This window comes from Thermosporothrix sp. COM3 (assembly GCF_059696735.1).
Map to the genome: position 1 here is coordinate 6,722,069 of NZ_AP019376.1, position 16,609 is coordinate 6,738,677.

Here is a 16,609-nt window from a genome sequence, read left to right on the forward strand (position 1 = left end):
CCAGAAAGGGAGGAGTGACGTGGAGTTACGTGCATATGGAACCATTCTTATGCGGCGGCTCTGGATTATTCTGCTGGTGGTTGGACTGGCTGCCCTGTACGCTGGCTTTCAGTTCTATCACTTGATACAGACGCCTGGAGCGCTGAAAGCCTATCAATCCCAGATAACGGTTCGCATCGGTATTCAGGCCTCGACACAGCAAAATGGGGCAAGCTATGGCGATCTGATCACGGCGGCTGAAACGTTCGCTGATGAGCTGGCAAAAGGTCCGGTCATGACATCACCAGTTTTTGCCTCGCAGATCAAGCAGCAACTTGAAGCTGACAGACAACAGAAAGCGGTGGGAGGGCCGCCAGATGTGGGCGCGATTGCGCGTTCTATTACTGTCTCAAACTTTCATAGCGTTGTCACGGTCACTGTGAACTGGTCCACTCCCGCGGGAGCCCAGGCGATTGCGCGTGCGGTCGGAGAAGTGATGCAACACCATATCGGTGATTATCTCGACTATGAAATCAGGGGCAATAATGCAGCTAATGCGAAGAACAAGCATGCACAGCCATCCGCCCAGATTGTTAATGACGCCACTGAGCCTGTGCAGGTTGAGGGCTTCGCTGGCAATAAACCACTCTTGCTGGTTGCACTTGTGCTGGTCGCTTTGATCATCGGGGTTGCTCTGGCCTTCTTGATGGAGTATCTGGATGATCGCGTACGAAGCAAAGAAGAGGTTGAGCGCCTGCTTCAGCTTCCAGTGATCGCCGAGCTTCCGCGCATACCGGTACCGGGGAAAGAGAAGCGCTAGTCACCCATTTGGGAAAAGGGTAACCGACAGAGGTTTACTTTTGTTGACAGAGCACGTGGCGGCTTTTATAGTACAGAAAGTTTGTGGAACGGCGGAGAAGGATATACTAGCTCTCTCCGCTTCTTTATATCTCCTGGACGATTCGGTACAATGACACTGAGAAATGGTTCAGGATGGTAAGGAGCGAGTACGTGGGAACGTCTGACAAGGAAAAACTGGCGCTGCTTACTGATTTTGATAGCAGTTCAGCGTATAGCCGCGCTTTCCATACATTCTATACCAACCTTCGCTTGAGTTGGGATGTAGAACAGTTCAAACAGTATGTTATTCTCGTAGCTACACCCGTTTCTTCTCAAGGAAGAGTGTATACCTGTGCGAATCTTGCGATTGCGGCGGCACTTCATGGAACCACGACAGTGCTGGTTGATGCAGATGTGCAGGAACCAAAATTGCACACTTATTTCGGGATAAACAGCGTGAATGGTCTCAACGATCTCCTGGCTGAGGAGGAAGCGATTGAAAACAGGGTGGCAACAATGTGCAATGAGACCTTTGTCTCCGGCCTCTCATTACTCACTGCCGGCATGACGAAGTTAACGGAACTGGATGTGCAGCGCCTTTTGCTCAAGCATAGTGCCTCTCTGGTGGCTGGTTTACGCTCGTACCTCTCATGGAAAACAGCGGAACCGGGGCTTATTATCTTCAACTGTGCTCCGATTCTGATGAATGTCAATGCATCAATTGTGAGCGCTGTTGTCGATCAGACGTTCCTGCTTATTGAGAATGGTCGGACCTCGTATGCTCAGGCAAAACAGGCTCAAGAGCAACTTCTTCGCGCCCACGCAAGGATTGCAGGTGTTATTATGATGGACGGGTAGAAATGTTGAAGGGGACAATGAATTGATTCGACACACCACAATTGCACACTGATGAGGAGGGCTTTGTATGCAAGGACGACAAGGACGAGAGGGAGAGTCTCGGGAAACGCCTCTAGGGAGGAAGGCGGCCTCGGTCAATGGGTCAGGACGGCAACCAACTATACCGCAGCGTCCTCCCGGTATGACTCGGGTCTCTAAACCTCCTGCGACTCGGAAGGTGGAACGCCCAAAGCGGGAGAATAATCCCCAGAGGTCACGGAAGAGGGCGCTCATTTTACTCGGGGTTCTGGTCCTGTGCGCTGCTGTCTCGCTGGCCGGCGGGTACGGGTTATTTAATCTGGTAAAAGGTATTCAAGCAAGTGCCGGGCCTTCTCAGACTATCTCTTCATTTCTGGTTGCTCTCGATAAACAGGACTACCAGAACGCGTATACCTATCTGGGTGCAGGCATTACTCTACAGCAGTCTCAGGAGCAGTTTGCCAATCAGGCAAAACAGCTCGATGCCTGTTATGGGAAGGTGATTGACTACTCGCAGCAAGAGGGATCTGCTGTCTATGAGGAGAATGGGAACATCCAGAAATATAGCTATACAATCAAACGGGAACATATGGAGAAACCCTACACGCTTGTGTTAACGGTGCAGCAAGAGCAGGATACCGGGGACTGGAAGATTTCTGATTATGGAACGCTCGGCCCTGATAAGAAGAGCGCTCCAGCCTGCGCGACAAAGTAGCGAAATAAGAACCTCCCGGCAATCGCGGGAGGTTTTCTTTTGTCCGGAAGGTTGTCGAAAAAGGATGATATAGGCTATACTGCAAGAAAAAGCGGTACCATGTTTCATAAGGGAAGGCTATGAAAAAGGCACTTTTTTTCGGGCTGCTTCTGTTGCTGGTTGTCGGGGGCATTCTGGCATATAACGTCAGGCAAGGGAGTGGTCAGGCTGCGCCCGAGGCCTATAGTAGTAAACCTGCTCCCTGGCAACCCGCCCGGTTACAGATCCCTCGTTTACAGATCGATGCACCAGTGCTGGGAGTTGGCGCTACTGCGTCGGGCAAGATGGATGCGCCCACCTCGCAGGCGATAAATTCTCCCTACTGGACCAGCGTCTTCTGGTACACGCTTGGTGTCTCTCCCGGTCAACAGGGTAACGCCGTGATTGCCGGTCATGTGGATAAAACAGGCGGCGATCCGGCAATTTTCTGGAATCTGAAAGTGTTACAGCCGGGAGATGAGCTGCAAGTGCAATTAGGGGATGCAAGCATTGTACGCTTTGTGGTAGAACGGCTGGAAAGCTATCCGGCGGAAACGACTGATGCCGAGGTAATGAGGCAGGTGTTTGGCCCCACTACAGAGCGTCGTTTGAACCTGATTACCTGTAGTGGAGCCTGGACTGAACATGGCTACGATCAACGCCTTGTGGCTTTTACCCGCCTGGCATCAGCGTAGCTCAGGCGAAAGCATCAAGCCCCGTGATGGCCTGCCCGATAATCAAGGTGTGAATATCGTCGGTTCCTTCGTATGTGAAGACCGATTCCAGGTTATTCATATGCCGGATAATCGGGTATTCCAGCGTGATGCCGTTCGCTCCCAGAATGGTGCGGGCCTCGCGGGCAATATTGAGGGCCTCGCGGCAATTGTTGCTTTTCGCCACTGAGATCTGAACCGGGTGTAGCAGATCTTCATCTTTCAGGCGACCAAGCTGAAGGGCCAATAACTGGGCTTTGACCAGTTCGGTCGCAATAAGCGCCAGTTTGCGCTGGACAAGCTGGAAACTGGCGATAGGCTTCTTAAACTGGATACGTGTTTTTGCATAGTCCAGTGCTGTCTCGAAACAGGTACGGGCGGCTCCAAGAACCCCCCAGGCGATTCCATATCGCGCTTCATTCAGACAGGAGAGTGGGCCACGCATCCCCTTGACATTGGGAAGCATGTTTTCAACAGGGATGCGGCAATCCTCAAAGTGCAGCTCTGAGGTCACGGAGGCGCGGAGTGAGAGCTTCTGGTGGATGTCGCTGGTGGTAAATCCTGGGGTGCCACGTTCAACCAGGAACCCACGAATGCCGTCATCAGTTCTGGCCCAGACAACTGCCAGATCAGCTATGCCGCCGTTGGTAATCCACATCTTGGTTCCATTTAAAATATAGTGGTTTCCATCTCGACGCGCTGTTGTGCGCATACCAGCGGCTTCGCTGCCGAAATCAGGTTCAGTCAGGCCAAAACAGCCGATCACTTCACCCCGGGCCATACGAGGAAGCCAGCGCTGCTTTTGCTCCTCAGAACCAAAGGCATAGATGGGGAACATTGCCAGTGAGCCTTGCACCGAAACAAAGGAACGTAGGCCACTATCGCCGGCCTCAAGTTCCTGGCAGGCAAGTCCGTAACAGACGGCGTTTAGGCCCGCGCAATCGTAGCCATCAAGATGCATGCCAAGCAGCCCCATTTCGGCCACTTCCGGGATCAACTCACGGGGAAAGGTACCCGCTTCAAAGTGCTGATCGATGCCTGGAAGGACGCGCTCGCGCACAAATTTGCGCACGGTATCGCGTACCATACGCTCCTCGTCAGAAAGCATATGGTCAATATTATACAGGTCGGTGGCTGATGGTACTTGCGCCAGGCGTTCAGACGTAATGAGTGTCATAGAAATCTCTATTCCCCTTTTGTAATAAACCTGATCGAAGAGTATGCTCTTCGTTGAGCATATGTAGCCCTTCAGCTATTATATACTCCAATTGGTGGAGAGTGGTAGGGAGGAATTGGCTTCGGGAGAGAAGTATTTAGGAAAAAATAGGGGGAGAAGGGCTATTTCTCCCGAAATCTTAAACTTGCCTCCCTTTCTTTCGTATAATCTGGAGAACAGAGCGATGTGGCGCTATAGATGGTAAGAGGTGTGATACCGTATAAAAAGAATTTGAAATGTGAAGAAGAGCGTTATGCAAGGAATGAATATGCAAACACCAAAGTTCACCGGGGATAAGATCTATCCATTTCTTCCCGGAACTCCTCTCCCTTCACCGCGAAAAAAGTCGAGCGGGAAAACGTGCCTGTTTCTGGCACTCGGTACGCTTGTTGCTGGCTTGTTGCTGTCCTGTATTGGCGGGATAGCCTTTGTATCCTGGGGACTTCCTCTGCTTCATCGTCAGGAGGAGCCAATAGTTCAGGATATGCCATATGTAGAGACTGTTCAGGGGATACCGAAAGACAAGGTCTATGAGGTAATGGGGCCGCCGACTATTTCAGTCGAGATGATCAATAAGGTGTTGGAGCGGAATAACTCGCCTGCGAAAGGGAAGGGGAAAGCGCTCTATGACTATGGCGTGCAGTACGGGGTCGATCCCGCATATGCGCTGGCTTTTTTCTTTCATGAGAGCAATTTTGGCACGCAGGGTATGGCTGTTGAAACGCTATCCCTGGGCAATATTCGTTCTCGCCCAAATGAGCCGGAATATAAGGGGTATCGCAAGTATGCGACCTGGGAAGAAGGCTTTGAGGACTGGTATAAGTTGATTGCGGAAACCTATGTGAAGGACTGGCAACTCCGCACTGTGGATCAGATTATTCCAGTCTATGCCCCAAAGGAAGATAACAACGATGAGGCAGCTTATATCCTGACTGTCAAACTGGCTGTGGATAAATGGCGTGCGGAATCGAAAGCATTACATGTCACTCCCACGCCGAAAGCTCGCTGATCGTTTCAGGGGCTGCTGTTGGAAAGGAGCGTGCCGCATAGGTTGGCTGTGCCGTTCTGACTGTAGAGAGGTATCACAATAGACCATTCGCTCGATGGTAGTGCTTCCACTGCCGGGATAATCGTTTGAGCGGTTGCCCTCCCGTATACGTCGGTTCGGAGCGCACGCAGGGGGTAGAGTGGAACTCTATTATCATAACAGTGCCCACGTTCAAGGGCGGCTTGATAGATGGTGTTTGGTTTGAGCCGTTCGACAATGAGTGTCACACTGAGTTGTCTATGTTGCAGGAGCAGCGACGCAGTACCTGAAGGTGCGTTCCTGTTCCTCTGTTCCTGAAGGGGAACTGTGATATCCTGCTGCTCGTTGAAGCTCGACCCCGAGACCTCACTACAGATGAGGTGCTGGCTGATGCCTGTGCGGTAGACCCCGAGGAACCATCCGGCACGCGGTATGCCATTTCGTCCGCCGGGCACATCGATAGAAGTCGAGAGCCTGCCCCGCCTATCACTGAGCAGGCGTCCGATAGAATACAGCCGTTTCCCACCAGATGCACAATGCTGACGATACAGGCTGATGGTGTAGCGGCTGTTTCGCTGGAGACCGCCAATCCAGATGGCGATATGAATAGTGCGAGTGGCGGGTTGCCAGGAGAGACTGGCCAGTCCATTCACTCCTGTTGTCAGTGTCGTGTATGCCTCCACAAACTCCTCAGGAGAGTCGAGGGTAACGGCCTCTTCAGTCTGGCATGAGGTGGTGATGAGTTGCAGAAGCAGGGCCACATAAACGAATGCAGAAAAACGAAGGCGCGGCAAATGCATACTCCACTCCTTTCCCACTGAGAACACCCAATTCTCGATATGCGTTTCTGCCACAAGAACAGTATAGCCTCTTAAATGCCTGCTTGCAAGCTTCGCTGGTGTTGAAACCTTGCATCGCTGAGTGCGGATAATGAGACATCAATCGTGAGTTGACGTTTTTTGTATATTGATGCTACTATACAACTCTAGGTACCGGATTGATGTTTTCAACTCGTAGTTGGAGAAGTGGCTGTGCAAGATGCGCAAAATTGGCGTGAGCTCCTCGGGCGTATTATTAAAGATCCGCAGGAGAAAAGACGCATTGCAAATGCATTGGGTGTGAGTACTGTAACGTTAGGGCGATGGGTAAGCGGTGAGTCGAATCCACGTCGCCAGAACGTACGGCATTTACTGCATGCGATACCTGAGTATCGGAAACAGTTTTTAGATGTCATGCAGAAAACAACCGGTCGTTTTTTTACTGATGTTGTAGATGAGGAGCATGGGGAGGCGGAAATTCCCTCGAATGTGTATGAACATATCCTTAATGTTCACTGCAATATGCCGAAAGCGCTTCATTTCAATACATTATGTGATGTGATCCTTCGTCATGCTGTTGAACAGCTTGATCCTCACCGCCTGGGGATTGAGATAACAATAATGCAATGTATGCGGCCCCCTGAAGGCCAGAAGGAAGTTCGGAGCCTGCGAGAGATCATGGCACGGGGCACTCCTCCCTGGGATCGCGGGCTTGGACGACGGACAGCCTTTCTGGGATCTGAATCGCTGGCTGGCTATGTGGTTCATACAGGAAGATCGCTGGCAATCCCGAACAGGAATACATCTCATTTCTTCCCGGCTACCTGGGTCGAGGGTGAGGAGAGCGCTATTGCTTATCCCATCATGCAGTCGGCTCGGGTTGCGGGCTGTTTGCTTTGTTCCAGTTCTCAGCCTGACTTCTTTCAGGCGGGCTTTCGACAGGGGATTGTCCAGAGGTATGCGGAACTTCTGTCAATCGCGTTTGCAGAAGATGAATTCTACGAACTGGATGCGATTGAGTTGGGGAGGATGCCGCTGCCACAGATACAACAGGACTATCTGGTTGATTTTCGGGCCCGAGTCACAAAGGCAATGGTGAAGTATAAAGTCAATGTGACAGAGGCTGAACAGATTGTCTGGCGGGAACTTGAGGCGGAATTGTTGGAAATGCAGTGCGCGCAGAGAGAGAGCCTATAGAGAGAAAGTCTTTGTTATTCCGTTCGCTCTTGACCTGTTTTCGTGCAGTCTCTATACTAAGCTTTGACGTTTCCCTGCTTGTTTAGGGATTACTTTTCAGGCGAAAAGAGAAACAGTAGAGGAAGATCAAGAGAAAAATGACGGCAAAAATAGTGCGTCACTGGCGTGTACTGGTATTTGTGACTCTGGGAATTGTTGCCTTTCTTTTAAGGATCTATGGTCTCAACTGGGATCAAGGCAACGGCTTTCACCCGGATGAGCGACAGATTCTCTTTCGAGTAATGGAGCTTCATTGGCCGTCCAGTTTCGCTGAGTTTCTAGATGTGCAGCGTTCACCGCTCAATCCGCACTTTTTTGCCTATGGCTCTTTCCCGCTCTATGTGCTGGCTTCGGTTGGGTTTGTGCTGGATCATCTGTCTCCTGGAGCGGGTACATTTTCAAATCTGGCGCTGGTGGGCCGGGTGCTTTCTGCGTTGCTGGATAGTGGGACTGTTATCTTAACGGGCTGGCTGGCATTGCTCGTGACCCGGGAGATTGTGCCAGGGCGTGGGGCAGCCTGGGATGTGGCATTACTGGCAGCCGCCTTTGTTGCCTTCACGCCGTTGCAGCTTCAACTGTCCCACTTCTATACAGTAGACACAATGCTGCTCTTTCTGGTCCTGTTGACCATTATTGCCTGTGTGGGCCTGGTGGAGGCGCGGAGGCTGGAAGGTTGGGCTATCCTGCTTGGGGTGAGCTACGGGTTGGCGATGGCAACCAAGTTTAGCGCCGCACCGCTGGCTGTGCCCATTCTGGTTGCGCTGGCGCTCCGCTGGTATCGCAGGCGAGATTGGGCGGAGGCGCTCGTCTTTGCCATGCTGATTTTTGCGCTGGCCGGGGTTGCCTGTATTGTGGCACAGCCCTACGCGCTTCTCGATTCTGCGAACTTTATCGCACAGGTATCGGAGCAGGGCAGTATGGCTCGGGGAGCGCTTGATTTTCCCTATGTGCGTCAGTTTGCCGGGACGATCCCCTATCTCTATCAGCTTTCCAATATGGTGCTCTGGGGTTTGGGCCTGACAGTTGGTGTGCTTTCCTGTCTGGCGCTGCTCTGGCTGTGTGTGCGTATGGTCCAGCGCAAAACAGGAACCTGGACGATCGTGCTGGTCTGGGTGCTGGTATATGGCCTGATAACTGGCAGCTTCTACGTCAAATTTATGCGCTATATGTTGCCGGTATACCCCTTCCTGGCCCTGATGGGAGCAACTGCCCTGATCGCTATCGGCCACTGGCTTGGTAAAGCGCGGCTCAAGTGGCGCTCGCGCCTTCAGCTCACCGGGACTATCGGCTATGGGACGCTGGTTGTTGTGGCGCTTCTGGGGGTGGTCTTTCAAGGGCTGGCTCTGCTAAGTGTTTACAGTCAACCCAATACGCGTATTCAGGCCTCTCGCTGGATGTATCAGCATCTCAAGCCGGGTAGTGTGCTGACCTATGAACAGTGGGATGATCCGCTTCCCGTTGCGCTTGGGAGACAAACGCCGTCTCAGTTCGTGCAATATACCTATCAGACAAAGGATGGCAACTATGCGCAGGGGCTTGATCTTTACGGAGAGGACACGCCAGAAAAAGCGCGGCAACTGGCAACTATTTTGAGCTCAGTACAGGTGGTGACGATGGCCACCGATCGGCTTGATCTCTCTATTCCGCGTCTGCCTGACCGATATCCGATGACCATTCACTACTATGATTTGCTCTTTAGCGGAAAACTCGGGTTTCATCTGGCGGCCCGGTTTGAGGTGCGCCCTCAGCTTTTGGGAATTACGCTTGATGATAGTCATGCAGATGAAAGCTATTCTGTGTTCGACCATCCGCGTGTGCGCATTTTTGTGCGCGACGAGCCATACCCCTATACTGCTGAGCAATTGTACCAGAAGCTTGTAGAAGGCGTTTCATTTCAGCATTCATAACTCGTTTTTGCTTCTCTGGTTGCCATACGGGAAGCGGGAACCGAGAGCGGCCCGTGTATGTTTCCTGATACAGGCAGAGATTGCCAGGAAAATGTATCTCCGAATAACCAGATCTTGAGGGAAGTCACTATGATTGAACTGTTTCAGATGTGGGCGCTGGTGGAAGTGCTGGGGATAATTTGTCTGCCACTAGCAGTAACGGTATTTCATAATCTGCCAGACCGGGGCCTGGCCTTTAGCAAGGCACTGGGCGTTGTGTTATTTGCCTTCTGTGTCTGGCTCCCACTCATGGTTCTGCGCTTCCTTCCTTTCAGCCGGGTCTTTACCGTCAGTATTGTGCTGCTATTGCTGGTAGTAAACGGGGGGGCACTATTACGAGTCCGAGTGCGCCAGACGATTGCGAAGACAGCACGGCGGAATATTGTGTATATCGTGCTGGTAGAAGCTCTCTTCCTTGCTCTGGTCTGCCTGCTTGGCTGGCTGCGCTCTCTGGACCCGCGTATTCGCTCGTTTGAGACCTTTATGGATGAGGGATTGCTGTCCTCCATTATGCGAAGCTCGCATTTTCCCCCGCACGATATGTGGTATGCCGGTCAGCCAATTAACTATTATTATTACGCGCACTATTGCGTGGCTGTGCTGGCGAAATTGGCGGGCGTTCCGGCTTCCATTGCGTTTAATGCGGGTATTAGCATTCTCTTTGGTCTGACCGGGATTAACCTGTTTGGGGTTTCATCCAATATTGTGAGTTGGGCGCGCTATCTACGTGCCAGAAAAGCCGAGGACGCGGACCTGCTTGAAGAAGATCCATCAACTGTCTATCCGCCGCTGTTGGGTGGTGTGCTATTTGGCCTGCTCACGGTTTTGTTCTGCATTATTCTGGGCAATCTGGCTTCAACTCAGATCTGGTGGGCCAATCATAACGCGATCGGAACCTCTTTTGAGGCGGCGTACAACTTCTGGTTTGGTTCAACACGCGTGGTTGAGAAGACGATTAATGAGTTTCCTGCTTTTAGTTTCCTGCTTTCGGATTTCCACGCGCATGTGCTGGCGCTGGCCTTTACGATTCTGGCAATAGGCTTGATCTTCAATCTCTTCCTGGAAAAAGATGGGCTCGGCCTGAACGTCTATGGCAAGGGTTTCCAGATGGTGGTGACGCTGGTGGTGACGGCGATTGTACTTGGCGGTCTCTTTGTAATGAACGGGTGGGATTACCCTACCTACGTTGGTCTGGCTGTGGTCTGTATCGCGGTACAACAATGGCTGGCCTATCGTCTGCGTTTTTGCTGGCCGCTGTTGCTGGATATTGTCGTTGCTGCGGTAGCACTGATCGCTCTCTCGTTTCTCTGCTATTTGCCCTTTTTCCTGGATTTTGTTTCGCCGGCGCAGGGAATCGGCCTGGTAGACCCGCAGAACCGCTCGGCAATCAGTCAGGAAATCCTGATTTATGGCACCTTTGCGTTTCTCTTTGTGTCGCTGATGATTGCGACGCTGATGAAGAATCCCTTGATTATGTTCTGGCAGCGGATGCGAGGGGAGGCCGAAGCGGAGGGTCAGAACTCTTTCCTCTGGCGCACGAACTGGAAGCGGGTTGGGATAGTTGGGCTGGGAGTTCTGGCGGTTGCTATACTGATTGTACTGCTACTGGCCAGGAATAGTGCCACATTGGTGATTGCGGGAACCTTTGCCATTGCCGCTGTCTGTGTCGCGTTCTATGTTCTGGGGAACCGGGCGCATGTGTATGTGCTGCTGCTTGGAGCGCTGGCGTTTGCGCTTGTCGCTGTCTGTGAGATCGTCTTTTTGCGCGATGTGTTTGCAGATAGCTTGCCGCGCATGAATACGGTCTTCAAATTCTACTTTCAGGCGTGGGCGCTGCTATCAATTGCCTGTGGAGCCGGATTGTATTTCATTGTTCAGGGATTCAAGCCGGTGCGGCTGGGGGGTGGTGACCTGTTTCCGCTTCAGGTAGTTGGTAACGGTTTCTGGTATATGGCTTTGCTGGTGCTGTTGATTGCCGGTCTGCTCTTCCCGGTTTTTGCCCCGGCGGCGCGTTTTGGTACAGGCGATCCTCTGGGGGCGAATCCAAAGTTGGCGGGTGTATCCAGTCTGGATGGTATGGCATATCTCAAGGTTGACCCAACCTACCAGGGCGACTATGAGGCGATTCGCTGGCTCAATGAGCATGTTTCTGATGATGCCGTCATTATCGAGGCCCTGGGCAACTCGTACACGGAATATGGGCGGGTTTCGGTGTTCACAGGTCTTGCGACGCCGATAAACTGGCCCGGCCATGAGATTCAGTGGCGGGTCAAGTGGCAGGGAACGGCGGCACGTTCTGCTGATTTTAACCAGCGCATCGCCGATATGGACGAGATTTATCGGAATCCCGACAAGGAGGCGGTGCTGAATATCATGAAGCGTTATCAGGCTCAATACATCTATGTGGGTCCGCTGGAACTGCGCAAGTTCCCGACAGATAACTTACAGCGTTTTGCCTCGTTTATGCAGGTTGTCTATAGCGCAAATGGCGTCACTATCTATAAGGTCAGGTAAAGGCGTGCGGCAGTGATGGTTTGCTGCTCGTGTTGATGCAAGGAGGAACGGACTATTGAAGAGTTATGATACACATTCCCGGGATGGAGTGCAGGAAAACACTCCTGAACAGGAGGTCTCTCTAGATCGGGTGGAGGAGAACCGAGAACCTGATATTGGAGAGGAAAGCCTGATACAGGATGAAGAACAGGTTGCGGTGCCGGAAGCTGACATCCCTGTTCGGCCCGCACGGGGAGGAAGTATCTTTCGCCCTACGCGGGAACAATTGCTGAACTGGCTGCCATTCTGGGGCCTCATTTTGCTTGGCGCAATTCTGCGTTTCTGGGGGCTGGGTGACAAGCCTCTCCATCATGATGAAAGTCTGCATGCCTACTACTCGTTGCAGCTCATGCATAATATGGAGAACTGGGCTGCCTGTTTAGATCCGCATGCAGGATGTTATCAATATAACCCGTTGTTGCATGGCCCGTTCCAGTTTCATGCGATCGCGCTGGTGTATAAGATCAGCCAGTTGCTTCAGGCCCCGGATAACGGGGTGAACACGTTTACGGTCAGAATCGCTGCGGCTGTCCTCGGTTCGGTGATTATCGGACTGCCGTACTTTCTGCGTGACTATCTTGGGAAAACAGGCGCGTTGTTGGCGTCGTTTCTCCTGGCTGTCTCTCCAAGCATGGTCTACTTCTCACGCTTTGCTCGTGAAGATATCTACATGGCCTGCTTTACCTTCCTGCTGATTGTCTCGCTTGCGCGGTATGTGCGAGACCGTCAGGGGCAATGGCTGATTCTGGCCGCTGTCGCGTTTGCGCTCTCCTATGCGACGAAGGAAGCGACCTTCCTGACCGTCGCAATCTTCGGCAGCTTTTTCGCGTTGCTGGTAGTCTGGGAGCTGGGGGTGCGTTTCCCCCTGCGTGTCCGTGCGAATGCAGACTCCTCGGCGTCACGCTTCTTGCCCGGGACCTGGGGACCACTTGCGGTCGCGCTGCTGGTGGTGATTGCCGCGCCGCTGGCAAAGGTCTTCTTCTCGGTTCTGCATGAGCTGGCAATCTATACAACTGACAAGAAAACACAACCGATAGCGGACGCGTTCGTCAGAAATCTGAAGAGTGGCACGGTGATGGCAGTGCCCATCATTGGCTTTGCGCTTGGGGTGCTGGTGCTGACTATCCTGGTCCTGGAAACAAAAGGCAAGATCCCCATCAGTGGACGGTGGGGGCTGGCCAGGCGTATTGACCCGCGCAAGCAGCCCGTGCTCGACACTATCCTGACGGCCCCGTGGACGCACTGGTTCTTTGCGCTGCTGGCGGGCTGGCTGGTCTTTCTGGTCCTGTTCACGGTATTATTTACCAATATTGCGGGCGGGATCGGAGATGGTATCTGGCAGGGACTCTACTACTGGCTGCAACAGCAGCAGGTGGCGCGTGGTGAGCAGCCCTGGTACTACTATATATTGCTGATCCCGTTGTATGAACAGATCGGGGTGGTGTTTGGGCTGGTTGGCCTGGTGCGCTGCCTGCTGCGCCCGAATCGCTTCCGCCTCTTTCTGGTGTACTGGTTCCTGGGGAGCTTCTTTATCTACTCGTGGGCGGCGGAAAAGATGCCCTGGCTGATGATTCATATGACAATGCCGTTGATGGTACTGGCCGCGATCGGGTTGGAGCCTGCTGTCTCGGCTGTTGTGCACATGATTCGGGGCTTCCTGCGCAGTCAGGAGGAGGCGACTGCTGTTGCGACTCCTCCGTTGGCCGCTGCTGGTAAGATGCCGCGCCTCCTTTCCATTGGGGTGGTGGCACTGGCGATCCTGACTTTGATCCCGACGCTACAAAACATGTATCAGGTGACATATATTCACTACGCCGACGCTCCTCACGAGATGATGATCTATGTCCAGACCGATAAAGATATCAATACCGTGATGGAGAAGCTCGATCAGATCAACCAGAAGCTCTATCCCGGCAAACTGGAAAATAACAAGCGCAAGCTCCCGGTTGCTGTGGTTTATGATGCCATGTGGCCGTTCGCCTGGTATTTGCGCGATTTCCCCGACCTGAAATACTATCCTTCGGAAGGGTGTCCGCAAATCAACACGGATGCGCCAGTGATTATTGTCGGTGGTGATTGTCTCTATTCGGCGCAGATGCAGTATCAGGGTAAGTATAAATTCCATCGCTATCATCTGCGGACGTGGTGGGATGAAGGGTATAAACCACCTCCCTGTATCCCGAGTGCGACCGAGAAGTGTGAGGGAAAGCCAACCTGGGGTGGAGTTGGTCCGCTGCTCTGGCTGAGTTATGGCGACAATCCTCCACCGGGAGCAACCTTTGATCTGGGGCGGGCAGTGAATAACGTCTGGCAATGGTGGTGGTATCGAAAGCCGATAGGCAGTACCAATGGCTCTTATGATATGGGTCTGTTTATTCGGAACGATATCTCTGTTGCCCCCTGATCTACCATGAAGAAAAGAGTGCATCTACTGGAGTACCATGTGTCTCCAGTAGATGTTTTTGTGAGAGATGCATTATGGCTCAGATACGCAATAGAAGCAGCGCAGGGAAGGTGTATGGCTGGCTGCGTTTTCTCTGGCCATCGAAGCAGCGAGGAATGTGTCGGGTCGCTTTTGGCGTTGTGCTCTTGCTGGCGGCACTTCTCCGCTTCTGGGGTCTGGGTGAGAGGCCGCTGCATCATGATGAGGCGCAGCATGCCTATTTCTCCTGGATTTTTATGCATAATATTCTGGGTAGCTGGCCCTTTTGCTTTCTGGCACAGGGCAGTAATGGGGCATGTTATCGCTATGACCCGTTACTACACGGGCCTTTTCAATTCCATGTGATTGCATTGGTCTATCGCCTGTGCTCTCTTGTCGGGATACCGATCGAGGGGGCGAATAATGTTACGGCTCGTATTCCCGCTGCCCTACTTGGAACCGCGCTCGTTGGCCTCCCATATTTTTTACGTGACCGTCTGGGCATATGGGGGGCCTGGCTGGCAAGCTTCCTGCTGGCTATTTCACCAGGTATGGTTTATTTCTCGCGCTTTACCCGCGAAGATATCTACATGGCCTTTTTTACCCTGCTTTTGATCGTGGCGATCGCACGCTATATCCGGGCGCGTGATAGGCGCTGGCTGATCTGGGCTGCGGTCGCTCTAACCCTCTCGTATGCGACAAAAGAGGCAACCTTTTTTACCATTGCGCTTCTTGGAAGCTTTGCGGGAGCAGTGATTGTTTGGGAGCTCGGTTCGGGCAGGGTGATTCGGAAGAAGGGTGCCTGGCTGCCCGAAACACTGGCGTTCCCGGCGTTGTTCCTGTATTTGCTGGTGTTTGGCGGCGTAGCACTCTGTTTTTTTGGCTGGCTCAAAGGGCTGGCTCGCTCTTTAAGTAGTGTAGAGCATGTCGCGCAGGCAGATGCCGTTCTGGCTGTCGTGAAGGACTGGACGACAGTGTTGCTGCTTCTGGGATTTATTGGGCTCTGTGCCTTCATGCTGTTTAAAAGGCGTCAGGGGGACAGCCAGCAAGCTCGAGTGACGCGCTTTGACCCGATCAAACAGCCCCTCTTACGGATGCTGACAACGCTGCCGTGGCGTCACTGGACGGTTGCTGTTCTGGCAGCCTGGATTGTCTTTGCGGTGTTATTTACCGTTCTGTTTACTAATCTGCGTACCGGGATCGGAGATGGGGTCTGGCAGGGGCTTTACTACTGGTTAAAGCAACAGGAGGTTGCACGAGGTGGACAGCCCTGGTACTACTATTTGTTGCTGATCCCGTTATATGAGCAGATTGGGGTGGTGTTTGGCCTTGTGGGGCTGATCTATTGCTTGTGCCGTCCAACGCGTTTCCGGCTCTTTCTGGCATACTGGTTTGTTGGCAGCGTCTGTATCTATTCCTGGGCTGGCGAGAAGATGCCCTGGCTGATGATTCATATGGTTTTGCCGCTGTTGTTGCTGGCTGCGCTGGCAATTGCTCCGCTGGTGCGTGCGCTGGTCGGGCTCTTGCACCAGAGGAAGAAGCCGTGTGGGCGGCATATTAGCGCTTTTGGGGGGCTTGTCCTGGCCTGTATGGCGCTCATCGTGACGCTACAGAATATGTTCCAGGTGAACTATGTCCATGCTGAAGATGCGCCTCATGAGATGATGATTTATGTCCAGACAACAACTGATGTCAACGCTGTAATGAAGCGGATTGAGGCGCTGGATCGAGAATACTATCATGGGAAACATGAGATCTCGATTGCGGTGACGCGCGATGCAACCTGGCCGTTTGCCTGGTATCTGCGAAACTATAGCAATGTGGCCTTTCAGAATAGCGATGTCCATATGTGTGTGCTGCCTCGCGAGAATGCTGATGTGATGATTGCTGGCGGTCACTGTATTGGTGGGGTGCTGGCGAAGGGGAAGGGGACCTATCAGGCGTTCCGCTACTCGATGCGCCGGCAATGGGATCAGGGCTATATGCCTCCACGCTGTGTGCCGCAACAGGGAAAGACATGTGAGGAACAGCCCTATATCGGGGTTGGCCCGCTGCTCTGGTTGAGTTATGGGGACAATCCACCGCCGGGGGCGCAGTTTGATCTGATACGTGCCGCCTGCACTATTTGGTACTGGTGGTGGGATCGTCGGGCGATCGGGAGCACTAATGGCTCATTTGATATGGTGATTCTGCTGCGAAATGATCTGGTGCAGCCGGAACGCCGGGAAGCGCGTTAGAAAAAGCAGGGAC

12 protein-coding genes are annotated in these 16,609 nt (G+C 52.8%); 10 read left to right on the forward strand and 2 right to left on the reverse strand.

Annotation, left to right across the window (positions count from 1 at the left end; all coding sequences use genetic code 11):
• Positions 1-19 precede the first annotated feature (19 nt).
• The 4 genes from KTH_RS28755 (at position 20) to KTH_RS28770 (ending at position 3,123) form a co-directional block, all read left to right on the forward strand.
• Complete coding sequence (locus tag KTH_RS28755) at positions 20-799, forward strand: YveK family protein (protein ID WP_497622302.1); 780 nt, start codon at positions 20-22, stop codon at positions 797-799.
• Positions 800-990: 191 nt separating this feature from the next.
• Complete coding sequence (locus KTH_RS28760) at positions 991-1,677, forward strand: CpsD/CapB family tyrosine-protein kinase (RefSeq protein WP_497622304.1); 687 nt, start codon at positions 991-993, stop codon at positions 1,675-1,677.
• A gap of 67 nt (positions 1,678-1,744) precedes the next feature.
• On the forward strand, positions 1,745-2,410 hold the full coding sequence (locus KTH_RS28765) for a hypothetical protein (protein ID WP_497622306.1): 666 nt from the start codon (positions 1,745-1,747) through the stop codon (positions 2,408-2,410).
• A 119-nt stretch (positions 2,411-2,529) separates the two neighbouring features.
• Positions 2,530-3,123, forward strand: a complete 594-nt coding sequence (locus KTH_RS28770; protein WP_497622308.1) for a class F sortase — start codon at positions 2,530-2,532, stop codon at positions 3,121-3,123.
• Between the two features lies 1 nt (position 3,124).
• Here the strand turns inward: KTH_RS28770 and KTH_RS28775 are convergent, their stop codons facing one another.
• Positions 3,125-4,318 (reverse strand): acyl-CoA dehydrogenase family protein, encoded by a 1,194-nt coding sequence (locus KTH_RS28775; RefSeq protein ID WP_111320563.1) that lies wholly within the window; start codon positions 4,316-4,318, stop codon positions 3,125-3,127.
• Positions 4,319-4,625: 307 nt separating this feature from the next.
• Here KTH_RS28775 and KTH_RS28780 point away from each other — a divergent pair, with 307 nt between their 5' ends.
• Positions 4,626-5,366, forward strand: coding sequence for a glucosaminidase domain-containing protein (locus KTH_RS28780; protein WP_497622310.1), 741 nt, complete (start codon positions 4,626-4,628; stop codon positions 5,364-5,366).
• 5 nt (positions 5,367-5,371) lie between these two features.
• On the opposite strand, the gene KTH_RS28785 is transcribed toward KTH_RS28780, so the two are convergent.
• The gene (locus KTH_RS28785) at positions 5,372-6,184 is read right to left on the reverse strand and encodes a hypothetical protein (RefSeq protein WP_497622312.1); all 813 of its coding nucleotides are present in this window, start codon (positions 6,182-6,184) and stop codon (positions 5,372-5,374) included.
• A 231-nt stretch (positions 6,185-6,415) separates the two neighbouring features.
• On the opposite strand from KTH_RS28785, the gene KTH_RS28790 reads away from it, so the two are divergent.
• From KTH_RS28790 to KTH_RS28810, 5 genes are all read left to right on the forward strand, one after another.
• Positions 6,416-7,399, forward strand: coding sequence for a GAF domain-containing protein (locus KTH_RS28790; protein ID WP_111320569.1), 984 nt, complete (start codon positions 6,416-6,418; stop codon positions 7,397-7,399).
• A gap of 137 nt (positions 7,400-7,536) precedes the next feature.
• Positions 7,537-9,345 (forward strand): glycosyltransferase family 39 protein, encoded by a 1,809-nt coding sequence (locus tag KTH_RS28795; protein WP_497622314.1) that lies wholly within the window; start codon positions 7,537-7,539, stop codon positions 9,343-9,345.
• A 129-nt stretch (positions 9,346-9,474) separates the two neighbouring features.
• Positions 9,475-11,898 carry a DUF2298 domain-containing protein gene (locus tag KTH_RS28800; RefSeq protein WP_497622316.1) on the forward strand — a complete coding sequence of 808 codons (2,424 nt, stop codon included), beginning with the start codon at positions 9,475-9,477 and terminating at the stop codon, positions 11,896-11,898.
• Positions 11,899-11,953: 55 nt separating this feature from the next.
• Entirely contained in the window at positions 11,954-14,341 is a 2,388-nt protein-coding gene (locus KTH_RS28805) for a flippase activity-associated protein Agl23 (protein WP_497622318.1), read from the forward strand.
• Between the two features lie 74 nt (positions 14,342-14,415).
• Positions 14,416-16,596, forward strand: a complete 2,181-nt coding sequence (locus KTH_RS28810; protein WP_497622320.1) for a flippase activity-associated protein Agl23 — start codon at positions 14,416-14,418, stop codon at positions 16,594-16,596.
• Positions 16,597-16,609: the final 13 nt, after the last annotated feature.

Coding starts and splice junctions, on each gene's coding strand:
- KTH_RS28765 (WP_497622306.1), top strand. CDS start 1,745: ATGCAAGGACGACAAGGACGAGAGGGAGAGTCTCGGGAAACGCCTCTA.
- KTH_RS28770 (WP_497622308.1), top strand. CDS start 2,530: ATGAAAAAGGCACTTTTTTTCGGGCTGCTTCTGTTGCTGGTTGTCGGG.
- KTH_RS28775 (WP_111320563.1), bottom strand. CDS start 4,318: ATGACACTCATTACGTCTGAACGCCTGGCGCAAGTACCATCAGCCACC.
- KTH_RS28780 (WP_497622310.1), top strand. CDS start 4,626: ATGCAAACACCAAAGTTCACCGGGGATAAGATCTATCCATTTCTTCCC.
- KTH_RS28785 (WP_497622312.1), bottom strand. CDS start 6,184: ATGCATTTGCCGCGCCTTCGTTTTTCTGCATTCGTTTATGTGGCCCTG.
- KTH_RS28795 (WP_497622314.1), top strand. CDS start 7,537: ATGACGGCAAAAATAGTGCGTCACTGGCGTGTACTGGTATTTGTGACT.
- KTH_RS28800 (WP_497622316.1), top strand. CDS start 9,475: ATGATTGAACTGTTTCAGATGTGGGCGCTGGTGGAAGTGCTGGGGATA.
- KTH_RS28810 (WP_497622320.1), top strand. CDS start 14,416: ATGGCTCAGATACGCAATAGAAGCAGCGCAGGGAAGGTGTATGGCTGG.